At 44.3% G+C, this 17133-nt stretch carries 14 protein-coding genes; 11 read left to right on the top strand and 3 right to left on the bottom strand.

The annotated features are described in order from the left end of the window. The first annotated feature begins 293 nt into the window (after positions 1-293). The 8 genes from PNK_RS09435 (at position 294) to PNK_RS09470 (ending at position 8840) form a co-directional block, all read left to right on the top strand. A complete protein-coding gene (locus PNK_RS09435) occupies positions 294-809 on the top strand; it encodes an adenylyltransferase/cytidyltransferase family protein (RefSeq protein ID WP_059061701.1) in 516 nt (171 codons plus the stop codon). A 3-nt stretch (positions 810-812) separates the two neighbouring features. Beyond that, entirely contained in the window at positions 813-2000 is a 1188-nt protein-coding gene (locus PNK_RS09440) for a rhomboid family intramembrane serine protease (protein WP_059061703.1), read from the top strand. A 1-nt stretch (position 2001) separates the two neighbouring features. Next, a complete protein-coding gene (locus PNK_RS09445; protein WP_059061705.1) occupies positions 2002-2922 on the top strand; it encodes a ribonuclease Z in 921 nt (306 codons plus the stop codon). A gap of 9 nt (positions 2923-2931) precedes the next feature. Then, entirely contained in the window at positions 2932-3921 is a 990-nt protein-coding gene (locus tag PNK_RS09450) for a tyrosine recombinase XerC (RefSeq protein WP_059061707.1), read from the top strand. Between the two features lie 258 nt (positions 3922-4179). Further along, complete coding sequence (locus PNK_RS09455; protein ID WP_059061709.1) at positions 4180-5853, top strand: hypothetical protein; 1674 nt, start codon at positions 4180-4182, stop codon at positions 5851-5853. Between the two features lie 487 nt (positions 5854-6340). Continuing rightward, the gene (locus tag PNK_RS09460; protein ID WP_059061711.1) at positions 6341-7366 is read left to right on the top strand and encodes a methionine ABC transporter ATP-binding protein; all 1026 of its coding nucleotides are present in this window, start codon (positions 6341-6343) and stop codon (positions 7364-7366) included. Next, the gene (locus PNK_RS09465) at positions 7363-8049 is read left to right on the top strand and encodes a methionine ABC transporter permease (protein ID WP_032123955.1); all 687 of its coding nucleotides are present in this window, start codon (positions 7363-7365) and stop codon (positions 8047-8049) included. Before PNK_RS09460 ends, PNK_RS09465 begins: the two co-directional genes overlap by 4 nt. Further along, positions 8046-8840, top strand: coding sequence for a MetQ/NlpA family ABC transporter substrate-binding protein (locus tag PNK_RS09470; RefSeq protein WP_059061712.1), 795 nt, complete (start codon positions 8046-8048; stop codon positions 8838-8840). The genes PNK_RS09465 and PNK_RS09470 overlap by 4 nt, the downstream gene beginning before the upstream one ends. An 87-nt stretch (positions 8841-8927) precedes the next feature. Here PNK_RS09470 and PNK_RS09475 read toward each other — a convergent pair whose 3' ends face one another. The 3 genes from PNK_RS09475 to PNK_RS13785 form a co-directional block, all read right to left on the bottom strand. Beyond that, complete coding sequence (locus PNK_RS09475) at positions 8928-10664, bottom strand: hypothetical protein (RefSeq protein ID WP_059061714.1); 1737 nt, start codon at positions 10662-10664, stop codon at positions 8928-8930. 204 nt (positions 10665-10868) lie between these two features. Next, positions 10869-11414 carry a hypothetical protein gene (locus tag PNK_RS09480; protein WP_032123952.1) on the bottom strand — a complete coding sequence of 182 codons (546 nt, stop codon included), beginning with the start codon at positions 11412-11414 and terminating at the stop codon, positions 10869-10871. 30 nt (positions 11415-11444) lie between these two features. Beyond that, the gene (locus tag PNK_RS13785; protein WP_269446515.1) at positions 11445-13712 is read right to left on the bottom strand and encodes a beta strand repeat-containing protein; all 2268 of its coding nucleotides are present in this window, start codon (positions 13710-13712) and stop codon (positions 11445-11447) included. Positions 13713-14016: 304 nt separating this feature from the next. Between PNK_RS13785 and PNK_RS09490 the strand changes: the two genes are divergently transcribed. Genes PNK_RS09490 through folE form a run of 3 tightly spaced genes read left to right on the top strand, consistent with a single transcriptional unit; the run spans position 14017 to position 17057 of the window. Further along, positions 14017-15600 carry an ABC-F family ATP-binding cassette domain-containing protein gene (locus tag PNK_RS09490; protein WP_059061716.1) on the top strand — a complete coding sequence of 528 codons (1584 nt, stop codon included), beginning with the start codon at positions 14017-14019 and terminating at the stop codon, positions 15598-15600. A gap of 10 nt (positions 15601-15610) precedes the next feature. Continuing rightward, the gene (locus PNK_RS09495; protein ID WP_059061717.1) at positions 15611-16354 is read left to right on the top strand and encodes a TrmH family RNA methyltransferase; all 744 of its coding nucleotides are present in this window, start codon (positions 15611-15613) and stop codon (positions 16352-16354) included. A 10-nt stretch (positions 16355-16364) separates the two neighbouring features. Continuing rightward, entirely contained in the window at positions 16365-17057 is a 693-nt protein-coding gene (gene folE / locus PNK_RS09500; protein WP_059061719.1) for a GTP cyclohydrolase I FolE, read from the top strand. Positions 17058-17133 lie beyond the last annotated feature (76 nt).

Below are 17133 nucleotides of genomic sequence, written 5' to 3' on the forward strand. Positions count from 1 at the left end.
AGTTCTTTCCTAAATGAACTTCGTCTTGCATAATAAACAAGGAAGGTACTGCTTAATAACTTGCCTTATGCAAAAGCAGTTAATGGACAAATGAGAGTCTTTAAACTCCTCGGCGTCTAAAATCAATCAGATAAAAGCGCAGGTCTTAAGAGATCTGTGCAAAATGAGTTAATAATAGGCATCGCTTCGTTTTCCAACGCCCTTACTTCCATCTTGTAAAGCAAACGACTAAGCAACGTGTGTAAAGAGGCTAGACCCGCCAAAATTATCGACAATGTCAATTAAGGATAGTTATGCATGAAACCCTTGAATTCCTTCCCTGGTCGGCAGCCTATCGGCAAAAAGTCATTGACCCGGCTCAGCTTTCGGAGCGCGTTCAAACTCTTCGCCAACAAGGTAAAACAATAGTGACATTGAATGGATCGTTTGATTTGCTTCATGCTGGGCATCTACACATTATTCATGAAGCCTCTCAACTAAGCGATGTCCTCATCGTTGCTCTTAACAGCGACTCTTCGATCAAGCAATATAAAAGCCCCAAGCGTCCTCTCATCCCCCTTGAGTACCGCATGCAAATGATGGCCGCTTTGGGATTTGTCGATTTTGTGACTTGGTTTGAAGAAACTGATCCCATCCGCCTCCTTTCAGTGATCAAACCAGACGTGCATGTGAATGGATCCGAATATGGGCAAAATTGCATCGAAGCAGAAACCATTCAGCAGGGGGGTGGCAAGATTCACATTGTCAAGCTCATTCCCGGCCTGTCAACTTCTTCTATCATCAAAAAAATTCAGGACGAAGGGGCTTGAGTCATGCGAGTGATTGGAACATTAAATGATGAGAAGAAAGGGCTTACATTCTCTTTATTTCTTCACCAGAAAGGCATTGAGCATCAACTAGAAATGCAACCCAATACAGACTGGGGAAGTCCCGATTATGGATCGAGCATATGTAAAATCTGGATCCAGGATGAAGACCAAGTGGAAGACGCCATAAAATGGTATAATCTATTTAAAGAACATCCTTTAGATCCCATTTTCCATGCCAGTCAGCCTCTGGCTGCGCAAGATTTTGCAGTACTTAGCTCCTCAAACCGCAACGCCCCTCCTTCCCCACCCGCTTCTTCAAAGCCGACAAAACTCGCGGGATGGGAAAATCAACCCATGGGATGGATGACGCGCGGTTTCCTCATCATTTGCTGCCTGCTCTTTTTAGCCACTCAACTCATCAAATCCTCCTCAACCGCCCCAAACAATGTTGCAGTCCTAAGTATCGTTTCTTCACCTGTCGATAAAACTTTACTTTACGATTATCCTCAATTTTACGAACTCGTTGATCGCTTCATTCGCTTTTATGGATATGAAGGGCTGGAAAACACCAAAGATTTACCAAATGAAGCTCAAGCTCTTTTACAAAAAATTGAGCATACCCCTTTTTGGCAAGGATTTTATCATCTCGCTTTGAGTGAGGGCTTTCAAAACCTATTTCAAGGAAACTTCGGCGCGCCCTTATTCGAAAAAATCAGCGAAGGGCAGGTTTGGCGCCTATTTTCACCAGCCTTGCTGCATGGCGATATTTTCCATCTTTTTTTTAATATGCTCTGGTTAATCGTTCTCGGTAAACAAATCGAGCAGCGCATGAGCAAAGGCCGCTATTTATTATTTATTCTAGTTGCAGGGATATTTTCCAATACGGCTCAATATCTGATGAGCGGCCCCAACTTTGTGGGCTTTTCAGGCATTTTATGTGCAATGCTCACATTTATTTGGGTCAGGCAGCAGCAGGCTCCTTGGGAAGGCTATCAACTCGATCGTCTTACAATTTCTTTCATGTTGATTTTCATTATTGGAATGGCGCTCTTGCAATCTTTATCTTTTTTTGTAGAAAAATTTTTCGATCTTGGAATGTCCCCAAATATCGCTAATACAGCGCACTTATCGGGAGCATTCATCGGTCTTCTACTCGGTAGACTGAACTTTTTTAGTTGGAGGCACACTTAGCATGTCTGTCAGAGATTTAACGATTTTAGGGTGCTCAAGCCAGCAGCCAACCCGCTTCCGCAATCATGGAGCTTACCTTTTACGGTGGAATGATGAAGGATTTTTATTTGATCCCGGCGAAGGAACTCAGCGCCAATTTATTTATGCCAATATCGCACCACCTGTTGTTTCGCGCATTTTTATTTCGCACTTTCATGGCGACCATTGTTTAGGGCTGGGCTCTATCCTGATGAGGCTCAACCTCGACAAGGTCACCCATCCCATTCACTGTTACTATCCTGCTAGTGGAAAAAAATACTTCGATCGCCTGCGTTATGGTTCTATTTATCATGAAATGATTCATGTGGTTGAACACCCCGTTTCACAAGCCGGCCTCGTTGAAGATGATGGACGCTTCCGCATTGAAGCTACATTCCTAGAACACGGTGTAGAAAATATCGGCTGGCGAGTGACAGAAGCAGATACTAGAAAATTTGATAATGAAAAACTGGGATTATATGGAATCAGAGGACCTCTCGTAAAAGAGCTGCAAGAAAGGGGCCGTTTGCTTATTCATGGCCAAGAGGTTACTCTAGATGATGTCAGTTGGATTAGACATGGAGATAGCTTTGCTGCCGTGATCGATACCCTCCCCTGCCAAAATGCCATTGACATTGCAAGGGGGGCTAGCATATTGCTGTGTGAAAGCACTTACTTGGAAGAGCACAAAGAACTTGCTCGCCTCCACAACCACATGACAGCCAAACAAGCTGCTGCTATAGCAAAAGAAGCACAAGTAAAACAACTCATCCTGACCCACTTTTCGGCACGTTACCAAAACTTAAAACCTTTCGAACAAGAAGCTCGGACTATTTTCCCCAATACCTTTGTAGCCGATGACCTCATCACCTTTCCATTTCCAAAAGTCTCTATAAAACCTTGAGGTATTGTTGTGTATATTGCAACCTGTTATCGCTTTCTTGAACATCTGCAAGTGATTAAAAATGCGTCTGAACATACCATTCGCAATTATGCAATCGATTTAAATTCATTTAAATCTTACCTCGAGCAAGCCTTCTTTCCAGATGCTAAAGCAGAAGAGCTGCCAGCAAAAATTGCCTTCAATGAACCCTATCATGCCCGCTCTACTCTTTACGATCATAAACTCATCATAGAGAGCATTGACCGGAAAACGATTCGAGGATTTCTTGCCTGGCTTAGTTCCAATAAGCAGCATAAGCGGACAATAGCGCGGCGCCTCTCATCTTTGCGCAGCTTCTTTAAATATGCGCAAGCTCAAGGGCTCATCCAAAATAATCCAACCGATGAACTAGACAGCCCAAAGTTAGACAAAAAATTGCCGGTCTCTTTGAACTACGACCAAGTGAGCCACCTTTTTGACCAACCAGACACCGAAACCTACCTAGGTTTTCGCGATCGAACGATCATGGAACTTTTTTATAGTTCCGGCCTTAGAGTCAGCGAACTCATAGCTCTTAATCGCCATGATTTTGACTTCGATAATCTAACCGTCAAACTCAAAGGAAAAGGTAAAAAAGAGCGCATCGTCCCCATTACTAAAAATGCGGCTGCTTGGATTAAATCCTACCTTAACCATCCTGAACGGCATCACGATTCAGACATTCATTCTGCCGAAGTCGATCCAAGAGCTATCTTTCTCAACAAACACGGTACCCGTCTTACCACACGCTCCGTCGACCGCAAGTTTGATCTTTACTTGACCCGCAGCGGACTAGCCGGCAAAGTCACCCCGCACACAATCCGCCATACGATTGCCACTCATTGGCTGGAAAATGGCATGGACCTTAAAACAATTCAAATTCTTTTGGGCCATAGTTCCTTATCCACCACAACGATTTACACCCAAGTCTCCTCCAAGCTTAAGAAAAAGGTCTATGACGAAGCGCATCCCCGCGCATGAACCTGCACGATTTCTTAACATGATAAAACAAGCATTTAATTCCAACTAAAACCCATCTATTTATTTTTAGTTAACTAACGCTTTATCATCATTTAACAATAAATTCCTATAGACTGCTTTTTTTAGGTGGGAAGAAGTCCCTCAAAGGACGATTCTTCGCATTGTAATGAAAAAAGATTTGCTTTAAAGAAGCTTCTTTTTTATTATTAGAACCTTATTAAAAAAATAAGTAATCATAAAAAAAACAACAGAGGCTCTATGCCGAATTCCCTAGCAACTATTCAGCTTAGAACCATTTTAAACGGTTTAGAAAGAGGAAATCATTTAGCTTATGGCGATGATGGTCATTTTTACGTCTTTGGAATGGGGACTAAACCAGCAGCAATCTATGAGACCAACTCTGAAGAGATTCGTCGGAGAGTTAAGGAATTTGTTAACCGAAATAAAGCGCTTTTACAGCCTGAGCTCTTGAATGAATTGCAAGAAAGATTAGCGGGTAGACTCAAAGTACTTAATCGCAACACGACTGGTTTTTATGCCTTGTTGTATTTTCTGTTCAGCTTTGATCGCCGCCAATTTTGGGACAACAAACAGTTGGATGATCGGACTTATTTAACGGAATTTAAAACATTCTTAGAAACTGCTGTAAGGGAACTTAGACAACCGCGCCTTCCAGTCATACCTTCTGCCTCAATAATTCCTCCCCAAACCCCCACGAGACCCATTCCTCCAAGGCAGCCGCAAGCGATAGGACACCCCATTCCAACACCTAATTTAACCCCAGAAACACCCATTCCAACCCCACCTAAAGATCAAACTCCTCCTCTTTCCGATCCAATTGAAACGAACCCTCAACCTACTATTTCACCCTCCCCCTTAACTCCCCCATCTCCTTCTAATCCACCGCCACCACCGCCACCTCCTCCCCCGTCTCCTACAACCCCACAATCTTCTCTTTCTTCAAGCTTACCACCTCCTCCCCCACCAGGATTCCGCCCATCGCCACCAATTCCAATGCCCCCAACTCTTCCGGGTTTCAGCGCAGTGACTCCAGAACAAACCGCTCTTCCAACAAAGACTCCCAAGCCGCCATCTCTTCCTTCTAAAACTCTATTTTTTAAAGACGAACCTATTGCACCAGCCTGTCTATCGGAAAAGTTCTCTCATTTGACTAAGGAAGAAATTGAAGAACAGGTACGCTCGATCGACGCGTATTATACATCTTTGGAAAAAATGCTTATTCCTATAAAGGAAACTATCAAAAAACATGTTAAATTAGTAATGCAACGAGATGAAGAGAACAAGCCACATATCGCAGCGCTTGAAAAGATTCTTGAGGAGCAAAAAAAGCACCTAGATCTTCTCACCCAAGCATCTTCTTCCGGTTCGTTTATCTCTCTTTACCATCCGCAGTCCGAACTTCCCTTTATTCCGGATAACATATTTGATGAGATCCAAAAAAGAATCGCAGAACTCCAATCCGATCCTAGTACAAGAAATTTTAAAACTCTCAGACTTTCTCCCAATTTTAAGATATCTAAAGCCATCGAGTGTGTGCAAAATTACATGGCTGAATTAACAGCCAACATTGAACGCTACGAGAAAAAGAATGCAGAGCTACAAACTCAAATTGAATTAATCGAAGGCAGTTCCAATAATGGTATTCCTTTTGCGCAATTCAAGACTGTTTTAAATTCCAAGGATCAACTCGTTAGAAAAGCTAAAACACAAATTTCTGACCGTAACAAGCATATAAAAGGTAAACCAGCCTTTACTGTGCCAGTGGCTCCTGCTATCACAACAGCCCATCCGATCTTTAAAGAATATCCACGTTTAAAACCTTTAGAGAACTTACCCCAACCCCTCGAAATAGCCATGCAATCAAAAAATCCCATTGCAATCTATACATCTATTCGAGCAACTGAGGAATAGCTAGCCCTCTATACTCACCAAACAGTCTAATGACCTGCTTGGTGAGTATATACCTAATGCGAGCGAGAGTAAAAACCGCGAACGGTCGTTAAGACTTTCGCGTATTCTGATTTAAAAATTCTATTTTTAGAAATGTTGAATAACTCTTCTTTTATAAAAAAAATTAATAGATTAAAATGCATTAATTCTGATAAAATACATTATTATTTAAGAGTTAATCTATCTTTTTTTATAAGCTCAATTGATCGACTTTGGTTTCCTCTTTTTTCCTTTATGATGCCCAATTGAAGGCATCAATAAGCGACCATTAAGACAAAAACTTTAGGCATAAGCAAGACGATTTATATCTATCCGATTTGTCTTAAAGACCTTAAGTTTGGACAGAAAGCTCAGGCATGACGCATGCGTCTTCTCTTGTTTTGGCAAGATCAAGCTTTGCTAAAAATAAGGGAATAACAAGTTAATTATTTTTTGTTACATGGATTTTATGAAAGATCATTTAATTGAAGTGAAAGGGTTATCTAAAGTTTTTGGCTTTAAAGGAGCTGAACAACCAGCTTATGCCTTAAAAGAAATCAATTTAGCGATTCCCCGCGGAAGCATTTACGGAATTATTGGAATGAGTGGTGCGGGAAAATCTACTCTGTTGCGCTGCTTGACCGGCTTAGAGTCCCCTTCCGAAGGATCGATTTTGATTGAGGGGGAAGAGCTGACTCAAAAAAGTGCTAAAGATCTTTGCCGTATTCGCCAACACATGGGAATGGTATTTCAGCACTTCCAGCTTTTTTCTTCGCGTACTGTAGCAGAGAACATTGCCTATCCGATGGAAATACACGGCACACCCCATGAGCAGCAACAACATCGCATTGACGAATTGCTGAGTCTAATTGGACTCTCGCACAAAAAGCATATGTATCCTTCCCAATTGAGTGGCGGGGAGAAACAGAGAGTTGGGATTGCGCGAGCGCTTGCCAATAATCCTCATCTGCTTTTATGCGATGAGCCCACATCAGCCCTTGACCCTAAAACGACCCGCTCGATTTTACAATTTCTAGCTCAACTCAATCAGGAACTTGGCTTAACCGTCATTATCATCACCCACCAGCTTGAAACTGTGAAGCAAATTTGCCACCGTGTGGCTGTCCTTTCACATGGAGAAATTGCGGAAGAAGGAGAAGTCAGAAACGTCTTTACCCGCCCTCAGCATCAAGTCACACGCCATCTATTGCATTTAGGAACAGATCAATTCCCAGAAGATCTCTTGCAGCAGCGCGATACCAATAAGAAACTCGTTCGTTTAGGCTTTGAGGGACATCAAGCCAAGGAACCTGTCATTTCACACTTGCTCAAGCGATATGACGTCGAAGTCAATATTTTATCCGGGGGTTTAGACTACCTTCAAAAAACCATTGTTGGAAACTTATTTGTCGAAATTTCAGGATCTCCAGATGACATTCAGCAAGCTCTCGAATTTCTTCAAAGCCGTCAGATTATTTGTGAGGTGATTTCATGACATCCGATCAATTGTACCTAGCCATCAATCTTATTCCCATAGAGTTTTGGAATACTCTTTATATGGTTTTTTGTTCTGCTATTTTAGCCGCTCTGTTTGGGATACCTTTGGGAATCATTTTGACAATTACAGATAAAGGACATTTAAAAGAAAACCGCTGGCTTCATGAAATACTTGGATCCATTGTCAATGTCGGCCGCTCTTTCCCTTTTGCCATTCTGATGGTCGCCCTCATTCCTTTTACAAGGTGGCTTGTAGGAACAAGCTTGGGGACGACAGCTTCGATCATCCCGCTATCCATCGCAGCCATTCCCTTTTTAGCCCGGCTTGTCGAAGCCTCTTTAAAAGAAGTGGACAAAGGAATCATCGAAGCTGCGGTCGTCATGGGTTCAACGCCTTGGCAAATTATTTTAAAAGTACTCCTACCTGAAGCCCTGCCTTCGCTCGTATTGGGCATCACGACGACGATTATTAACTTAGTTGGCTATAGTGCCATGGCCGGCACAATGGGTGGTGGTGGCTTGGGAAAAATTGCCATTCAATACGGCTACCAACGATTCAATGTCTTTTTAATGGTTGTCACTGTTATTCTGCTTATTTTACTTGTTCAAGCAATCCAAGGCGTAGGACATGCCATTGCTAAGAGACTCAATCTTAAACGAGGGAAGGGACTAACCAGATGAAAACAAAACTAGTTTTACTAGCCTTATTATTGGCATGTTTTTTAGGCATTTTGAGTGGTTGTTCAAAAAATAGCCACCCCTCTTTAAAAGTAGCAGCAACCTCTGTACCGCATGCTGAAATCCTTGAATTCATCAAACCGAAGCTACAAGAACAGGGAATCAACCTGAGCATCATCACCGTAGAGGATTACAACATCCCTAACCGAGCCCTGCAAGACGGCGAGGTCGATGCAAATTTTTTCCAACACATCCCTTTTCTGAATGCGCAAATGAAAGACTTTGGTTATGACCTGGAAGATTTAACTGCGGTTCATCTCGAACCCATGGCTTTATATTCGCGCAAACTCCGCAATTTAAATGAACTTAAGCCTAAATCAACAGTTGCCATTCCAAGCGACCCTTCGAACCAGGCAAGGGCGTTGGCATTGATGCAACAACAAGGATTGATTCGCTTAAAAAAAACCGATGCCAAATCGAACGTGCTGGACATTATCGATAATCCGCATCAGCTTCAATTCATTGAAATCGACTCACCGTTGTTGACAAGATCATTAGACGATGTCGATTTAGCAGCCATTACAACCAATTTTGCTCTTCAGGCTGGACTCCTACCTAAGAAAGATGCATTAGCAGTAGAAGATGCCCATTCCCTGTTTGTCAATGTATTAGTGATCCGCAAAGGTGATGAACAACGAGAAGATCTACAGGCATTGAAAATGGCTTTGACCTCACCTGAGGTTAAAACGTTCATCGATGAACACTATCAAGGAGCTGTCATTCCAGCTTTTTAACCTGTAAGCTCTTGGCTCTTGCAAGAATCTGGCAAGAGCCTCCCGTCTTTGCGTGCGAATCTTAGGATTTAATGTTGTTATGATCTCTCAGCCTGTCCATTCCTCAAATGCCAATTTAAAGAAGACATTCCCTTTTGAAGTCATTTCAACCCTTCCTTCAGACTCGCGCATATCAACCTTTATCACTTTTTGCCCGCCAAATAATTGCCTAATCTCTTCTTGCTCCAAAAGTTCATCTGGCACAACAAGCTCAAAGCTATCACCACCAACTCCAAAAAAATTCAAGAGCGTCTTCTTTCTGAAAAGATCCAAGGAATAGACATTTTCTCGCACCACTAGCTCCAAGCGTGATTGTATGGAACGCTTGCCAAATCCATATAAATGAGAAGAAAGAGGAGCATCTGGCTGAGCCTCAAAACTCATCCGGCTCGCCCGATAGTCATGCACCGTCGTTTCAAAAGGGGTGTCAAAAACTTTGAAGCCTGGAACCGCTTCTTGAACAGCTACTCGCTCACCTGCCAGGTTAGCAATAAAGCTCCACTCAGGCTCGTTAATTTTTTTATAATAGATACCAGCCTGCCCTTGCTTAACTCCTACAATGCGCAATTCGCGAGCATTATTCCCTTCCCCAGTCTGCAAAATGCTCATCTCTTTCGTGATAAAAGAGTGCTCGTCCAGTTCTATTGGATGAGTTTGCCAAGCTGGAAACGGGATCGCCCATGCGTTTGGCTCTGGTTGAGCAGAGTAATTGTACTTAAAGAAAGGGTTCCATCCGGTCGTATCGAGATCTGCCATCCACGTTAAAACCTGTAACAGTCCCCTGTCTTCCCCTCTTATCCGCTCATACCCTATCGTCATGATCGTTGATGAACTTGCACAGATCTCGTCTGCCTCAAAAATTTTATTTGCGCTTTCTGGAAGCGCGAGACTCATTTGGGCTAGTTGCGGTGACCATGGATCATACTCAAAAATATCACGTCCATTTTGATGCAGCCCATAAAGAGTGGTTGTCCCTCCATCAGTTCGATGTTGCTGATGAAGACGATCGTCGATATGGTTGTTGTATAGTCCACGATGAGAAATAGCCCAACTTTTGATCCAATTAGGCAATTTCAAACGTTTTCCAGTTAAAAGGTTCACAAAAAAATGAGCGTTCCAATACGGAAGTGAACACCACTTATCTTTCCAGTTGGCACGTTCCGCTTTATCGATGGCAATATAAGGGTCTTGAGCGAGATCAACATTGCCATTTTCAATGCGATGTCGATTCACTTCATTAATTTCGTCATATCGAAATTCTCTTAAAACTTTTTTGTAGTGGACATACCTATTCTGGTCTACCACGATTAAATTAGCTCCATCGCTTGCAATGGCTTCAGGAATTTCATCAGGATAACCATCAAAATAAATCGGCCTCCACTCACCTTCGATGTTATTGTGCAAGCGACACCAAATGATTCCACCTTCAATAGCAAAATCATGAATATGATTAAAAGTAGAGCGGCTGGTTTTAATGGAAATAGGTTCGGGTAAAGGACGCCTGGCTTGCTCGGCCATTTTAAAAAATTTTGCCTTATTTTCTTGTTTTTGCCAGGCTCGAATGCCCCATATCAATGGCACAACCCCAATAAGAGATAGAGTCAACGCTAATATTTCTAAGACAACCAAACAAACTGATTTGATTGTTTGCAAACGGCTTTCCTGAGATCGCAGCCATTCTATATGCTTGTCAAGCCATGTTTCTTTACTTTGACATGGAATCAGTTTGACAGGTTTAAAGGATGGTCTAGAAAGTAAATCGACTGGCTGGATCGTAAATCCCATTCAAGTACCTCTCATTTTTTGGCATATAAAAAGCTTTGGATGAATTGACAATTAAGTATTTTTTAGCTTGATTCATTCCGCATACACCATTCCAATCCAATACTCTCTCAAGAAAAAAGAAGGAATTAAATTGATAGATCGATATTCGAAAAAGCATTAAATGGTTTGAACTTTGGAATTCAAACCATCTAATAAGAGAAGAATTTAAGGACTAATCGTTTCAGGAGTTGGCCAAGTTCCAAAAGTCGCTGCAGCACTTCTGATGACTGACTCAAAAGTGAGATAAGAATAACTTACCCATGTTATCACCATATCATCACCGTCAGAAAGTCTTACAACCGAATTTTCAAACACATTTTCCTCATCTTCGGAAACTTGAACAGCCGAGGACCAGGTTGTAAGACCTGTTAAGGAAGCTCCATATAGACTGTTATAACCAACAGAGCTATTGTAAGCTGTCCAAATCACAATGGCATTACCTGAACTATTAATAGCCATTTTAGGAAGAGTGGCATTCAGGCCTCCCGCAGATGAAATATTAACGGGAGTTGACCACGTTCCTCCAGCGGGTAAAACTGAAGCAAAAAGATAAAAATAGCCAGTATTTAATTCATCTTGCCAAATTGCGAGAGTATTTCCATTTGAATCCATCACGGTTTGTACATTCGTTACATACGCATAAGTGAGATTTGGAAAAATACAAAAAGACAACATCACTAATAATACATAGACTTTCTTAAGTGCCAACATAGTCCCTCCTTCCCAAATAGGGTTTGAAGTTTAATTCACGGACACAATATTCATGTAAGCCATCGAAAATGGAACACCGGCTGGGGTGTTATTACCCCCCGTTCCCAAAAGAACGGGATTCAAATTATAATTAACAAGATAAACATTTGTTGTCGAGACTACTTGTATCAATATAGAGAGTGGAGCAAAGCTTAGATTTTGATTAGTTCCCAAATGACTTCCCGGAATAATATTATTTATAGCAGCAGTCGCACTGGAAATGTCAGTCGTTAAAGCAAAATTACTTTGTCCACTTAATGAAACCGCATAAGTAAATAAATACTTTCCCGGTGCTAGAGTGATTTGATTAGCAATAGCCGGGTTATAAGTTGCCCCCGAGGAAGTGAGAGTGCCAATTGTTATACCAGAGCTTGGAGATGCATAAGTTCCTGAGATAAACTGAAGTGTCGCATCTGATGGTGCAGCTGGAGGTGATGAGGTCACTGATAGTATCCTATAACCTTGCACAGCTGGAGGATTAGGCGTACCTTGTATATACAAAAACGCAGCATTCGTAGAACCACCTGTTCCTGTTGGACCAGTTGCACCTGTCACTCCCGCAACACCTGTCGCTCCTGTAGCGCCCGTTGGACCAGTAGCGCCTGTTGCTCCTGTAATACCCGTAGCCCCTGTCGCGCCCGTGGGACCAGTAGCGCCTGTTGCTCCTGTAATACCCGTAGCCCCTGTCGCGCCCGTTGGGCCAGTAGCACCTGTCACTCCCGTAACACCTGTCGCTCCTGTAGCGCCCGTGGGACCAGTAGCGCCTGTTGCTCCTGTAATACCCGTAGCCCCTGTCGCGCCTGTGGGACCAGTAGTTCCTGTGGCTCCTGTAATACCCGTCGCACCTGTCGCGCCCGTGGGGCCAGTAGCACCTGTCACTCCCGCAACACCTGTCGCTCCTGTCGCGCCCGTTGGACCAGTAGCGCCTGTTGCTCCTGTAATACCCGTAGCCCCTGTCGCGCCCGTTGGGCCAGTAGCGCCTGTTGCTCCTGTAATACCCGTAGCCCCTGTCGCGCCCGTTGGGCCAGTAGCACCTGTCACTCCCGTAACACCTGTCGCTCCTGTAGCGCCCGTGGGACCAGTAGCGCCTGTTGCTCCTGTAATACCCGTCGCACCTGTCGCGCCCGTGGGGCCAGTAGCACCTGTCACTCCCGCAACACCTGTCGCTCCTGTCGCGCCCGTTGGACCAGTAGCGCCTGTTGCTCCTGTAATACCCGTAGCCCCTGTCGCGCCCGTTGGACCAGTAGCGCCTGTTGCTCCTGTAATACCTGTAGCCCCTGTCGCGCCCGTTGGACCAGTAGCGCCTGTTGCTCCTGTAATACCTGTAGCCCCTGTCGCGCCCGTTGGACCAGTAGCACCTGTTGCTCCTGTAATACCTGTAGCCCCTGTCGCGCCAGTTGGACCAGTAGCACCTGTTGCTCCTGTAATACCTGTTGCCCCTGTCGCGCCCGTTGGGCCAGTAGCACCTGTCACTCCCGCAACACCCGTCGCTCCTGTAGCGCCCGTTGGGCCAGTAGCTCCTGTTGCTCCTGTAATACCTGTTGCCCCCGTCGCGCCTGTGGGACCAGTAGCTCCTATTGCTCCATCAACACCTGTCGCTCCTGTAGCGCCCGTGGGGCCAGTAGCTCCTGTTGCTCCTGTAATACCCGTAGCCCCTGTCGCGCCCGTGGGACCAGTAGCGCCTGTTGCTCCATCAACACCTGTCGCACCCGTTGGGCCAGTAGCTCCTGTTGCTCCTGTAATACCTGTTGCCCCCGTCGCGCCTGTGGGACCAGTAGCTCCTATTGCTCCATCAACACCTGTCGCTCCTGTAGCGCCCGTTGGGCCAGTAGCTCCTGTTGCTCCTGTAATACCTGTTGCCCCCGTCGCGCCTGTGGGACCAGTAGCTCCTATTGCTCCATCAACACCTGTCGCTCCTGTAGCGCCCGTGGGACCAGTAGCTCCTATTGCTCCATCAACACCTGTCGCTCCTGTAGCGCCCGTGGGGCCAGTAGCTCCTGTTGCTCCTGTTGCTCCTGTAATACCCGTAGCCCCTGTCGCGCCCGTGGGACCAGTAGCGCCTGTTGCTCCATCAACACCTGTCGCACCCGTTGGGCCAGTAGCTCCTGTTGCTCCGGGTAACCCCATAGATCCTGGCACACCAGCAGGGCCTGGAGGACCTGGGTATCCTCTTGGTCCTCTTGGTCCAGGCGGCCCTCTTTTTATTTTTTTGCAGCAGCTGCGATCGATAAGCGCGCCAAAATTCAACTCAGTGAACACAGGCTCCGATTCAGCGAATACTTTAGAAAAAAAACATAAACTGAGAAAAAAAATAAAAAGAAATTTATACATCATACCGGTAGTTTTACTATTTGCAAAGACTTTCTACTTTGAGGCTAATCGAAAGATTCGCGCAATCTTTTTTTTACATCAAGTAATTAAACTTATCAAAACAGCATTTCACCGTTTTTTGATTTGAATTTTGAATGAATGCTTTTAGAGCGACAAGCTGGGAAATTAGCCTTGTTTTTTCCAATCAATTTTGTTATTCTGCCCTCAATAACTTTGTTTAAGGCTCAAATTTATGATTACTCTTTCTAAAATTTCAAAAAGCTTTGGCAGTCGCATTCTTTTTGATGATGTTACGATTACATTTAACGCAGGCAATCGCTATGGTTTAACAGGACCTAATGGTGCCGGAAAGACGACACTTCTGAAAATTATTATGGGAATGGAAGAGCAGACCTCGGGAACTGTGACATTACCTGATCGCGTCGGTATTTTGCGTCAGAACATTGAAGCATTTAAAAATGAGAAAGTTGTCGATACAGTCATCATGGGTAATAAACGCCTGTGGGAAGCGCTTAAAGAACGCGATAGCTTATATGAAGTTGAAATGTCTGATGATGTAGGCATGCGTTTAGGAGAATTAGAAGGCATTGTCGCTGAGGAAGATGGCTATTCTGCCGAAGCGAATGCAGAAGAGCTATTGTCTGGTATGGGTATTCCTCAAGAGTATTTCCATGAAACAATGCACGCTATACCGACTGATATTCAATTCCGCGTCTTACTCTGCCAAGCGTTATTTGGAGAGCCGCAAGCCCTTCTTTTGGACGAACCAACCAACCACCTCGACTTAGAATCTATCGGCTGGCTGGAGAAATTCCTCCACAATTACAAAGGGACCATGATCGTCATAAGCCACGACCGCCACTTCCTGAACTCTGTGACAACTCATATTGCCGACATCGATTACGAAACCATCATCATTTATCCAGGTAATTACGACGAAATGGTTGTTGCTAAAACATCGGTGCGTGACAGAGCCGATGCTGATGCGAAGTCAAAAGAGAAGAAAATTGCGCAGCTGCGTGAATTTGTAGCTCGCTTTGGAGCGGGAACCCGCGCAAGCCAAGTGCAATCACGCTTGAGAGAAATTGAGCGTTTGCAGCCGCAAGACCTCAAAAAGTCGAACATTCAGCGTCCCTATATTCGCTTCATCCCAAGCGAAAAAGCGCCAGGTAAAATCTTACTAAAGGTCGAAGAGGTCAGCAAAGGCTACGAAGGCGAGAATGTCATCAAAAATTTCTCCATGGAATTGGCAAGAGGCGATAAAATAGGCGTCATCGGAAATAACGGCCGCGGCAAGACAACCCTCTTAAAAATGTTAGCGCAAGTCCTAGCTCCGGATTCTGGGCTCGTTGAACTTGGCCACCAGGCACTCATCAGCTATTTTCCGCAAGATCATACCGATACCGTTGAGAAAAAAGGATCAAAAACTGCTTTCGATTGGCTAAAAGAGCGCCGTCCCGGCATTTATGACCAAGATATTCGCAGCGTCATGGGCAAACTCCTATTTGGCGGTGATGATGCCTTTAAACCTGTAGCAACTCTGTCAGGTGGCGAAACGGCAAGACTAATTTTAGCTGGAATGCTGCTGTCTGAGCATAATTTAATTATTTTAGACGAGCCAAACAATCACCTAGATCTCGAAGCCGTATCAGCTCTCGGATGGGGTCTGGCAGAATACAAAGGAACAGTCGTCGTAGCTAGCCACGACCGCGATCTCATTTCAACAGTTGCCAATAAGATTATTGCCTTCGAAGCCGATGGCATTCATTTCTTTGAAGGGAATTTGGAAGAGTATTTAGCTCGCAAAAATTCCTAGTAGCACCTGCATGCATGATTTTACGCAAAGAAAATTCTTAAGCTTTCCTTTAGAAAGACAGCACAAGAAATGCGCCGAAATCGTTCGCAGCTTGTATGAACTAGGTCTTCAAGGCGGCTCAATCCAAGAAGGATTAGCCGCCTATAATCAATTACTGAATTGGATGTGCCTACCTCCTTTAAACGAACTATCGGCCAAAACACTTGCCAATTGCTACCACTGCCATCTCAAGCAAGCCAGGGTTTTTAAAAAAGAGCACGACTTCTTGCCCACCGTGAAAACAAATGATCGGCCGCAAGGAGAAGAGGTATGGCCCATTGCCATTTACCTGGATCAGCTGCGATCAGCACACAATGTCGGTAGCATCATTCGGACAGTAGAGGCTTTTGCATTGGGCAGTTTATATTTTTCTTCGCAAACACCTTTCACCAACAACAAGCAGGTGCAAGATGTCTCCATGGGGACCCACCAATGGGTAACATGCCATCAAAACATCGAACTAGAGGCCTTAAGGCGCCCCATCATTGCTCTAGAAACGTCTGATGAAGCCATTTCACTGAACGAGTTTATTTTCCCAGCAACTTTTACTCTAGTCGTTGGCAATGAAGAATATGGTTGCTCAGATACAACCTTAGCCTTGGCTGATTATCTGATAGAAATTCCATTGAGAGGAAGAAAAAATTCCTTGAATGTGGCCAACGCCTTTGCAATCGCGGCCAGCGAAATTAATAGGCAAAAAAGATTTAAGCAGTAGCAGGTTCATCATGACAAAAAAAACAACGCAAAGTAAAGCACCGAGCAAGAAGAAAGCCCCCTCACCTGCTGTCACGAATTTTCCCTCGCCTATCCGCAAACCAAAAAAACAGCTAACGAACGAAGAAAAAATCGATTTGATCGCAGATCGTTTCAAAGACATTCTAGAAACGCTTGGGCTCGATATCGAAGATGACTCGCTCACTCGCACACCTTACCGAATTGCCAAAATGTATGTTGAAGAGGTCTTTTCAGGGTTAGATGAGAAAAACTTCCCCTCTATCAGCTTCTTTAAGGATGAGCTTCATCATGAACATAAAGCTAATATGGTTTTTGTAAAAGTTGGCTTTACAAGCTTTTGTGAACATCACTTCGTTCCCATGACCGGCTTTGCCTATGTCGCCTATGTTCCAGAAAGCGAATTAATCGGCTTATCTAAAATCCCCCGCATCGTGCGCTATTTTGCTAGGCGCCCGCAAGTACAGGAAAGGCTGACAGCTCAGATAGCAGACTCCCTAGCCCTTCTTTTGAATACAGATAATGTGGCAGTCTCAATCACTGCCCGGCATTCTTGTGTCATCGCAAGAGGCATTCAAGATGAATGCAGCCATACAATCACCAATGTCTTGAGAGGCCAGTTTGGAATCAATGCCAATTTAAGGAGAGAGTTTTTTGAAGGGATCAATCGAAGGGATCTGGATTAAAACTCTTCCATGACAGCCTGCAAAAAGGAACGGCAAAATGATCAAAGCAATCTCTTCTGCCGCCAACTCATAACCC

This window comes from Candidatus Protochlamydia naegleriophila (assembly GCF_001499655.1).
Lineage (GTDB): Bacteria > Chlamydiota > Chlamydiia > Chlamydiales > Parachlamydiaceae > Protochlamydia > Protochlamydia naegleriophila.

Excerpts from the sequence above, each read along its gene's own strand:
- PNK_RS09435 (WP_059061701.1), top strand. The coding sequence starts at position 294 with ATGCATGAAACCCTTGAATTCCTTCCCTGGTCGGCAGCCTATCGGCAA.
- PNK_RS09440 (WP_059061703.1), top strand. The coding sequence starts at position 813 with ATGCGAGTGATTGGAACATTAAATGATGAGAAGAAAGGGCTTACATTC.
- PNK_RS09445 (WP_059061705.1), top strand. The coding sequence starts at position 2,002 with ATGTCTGTCAGAGATTTAACGATTTTAGGGTGCTCAAGCCAGCAGCCA.
- PNK_RS09455 (WP_059061709.1), top strand. The coding sequence starts at position 4,180 with ATGCCGAATTCCCTAGCAACTATTCAGCTTAGAACCATTTTAAACGGT.
- PNK_RS09460 (WP_059061711.1), top strand. The coding sequence starts at position 6,341 with ATGAAAGATCATTTAATTGAAGTGAAAGGGTTATCTAAAGTTTTTGGC.
- PNK_RS09465 (WP_032123955.1), top strand. The coding sequence starts at position 7,363 with ATGACATCCGATCAATTGTACCTAGCCATCAATCTTATTCCCATAGAG.
- PNK_RS09470 (WP_059061712.1), top strand. The coding sequence starts at position 8,046 with ATGAAAACAAAACTAGTTTTACTAGCCTTATTATTGGCATGTTTTTTA.
- PNK_RS09475 (WP_059061714.1), bottom strand. The coding sequence starts at position 10,664 with ATGGGATTTACGATCCAGCCAGTCGATTTACTTTCTAGACCATCCTTT.
- PNK_RS09480 (WP_032123952.1), bottom strand. The coding sequence starts at position 11,414 with ATGTTGGCACTTAAGAAAGTCTATGTATTATTAGTGATGTTGTCTTTT.
- PNK_RS09490 (WP_059061716.1), top strand. The coding sequence starts at position 14,017 with ATGATTACTCTTTCTAAAATTTCAAAAAGCTTTGGCAGTCGCATTCTT.
- PNK_RS09495 (WP_059061717.1), top strand. The coding sequence starts at position 15,611 with ATGCATGATTTTACGCAAAGAAAATTCTTAAGCTTTCCTTTAGAAAGA.
- folE (WP_059061719.1), top strand. The coding sequence starts at position 16,365 with ATGACAAAAAAAACAACGCAAAGTAAAGCACCGAGCAAGAAGAAAGCC.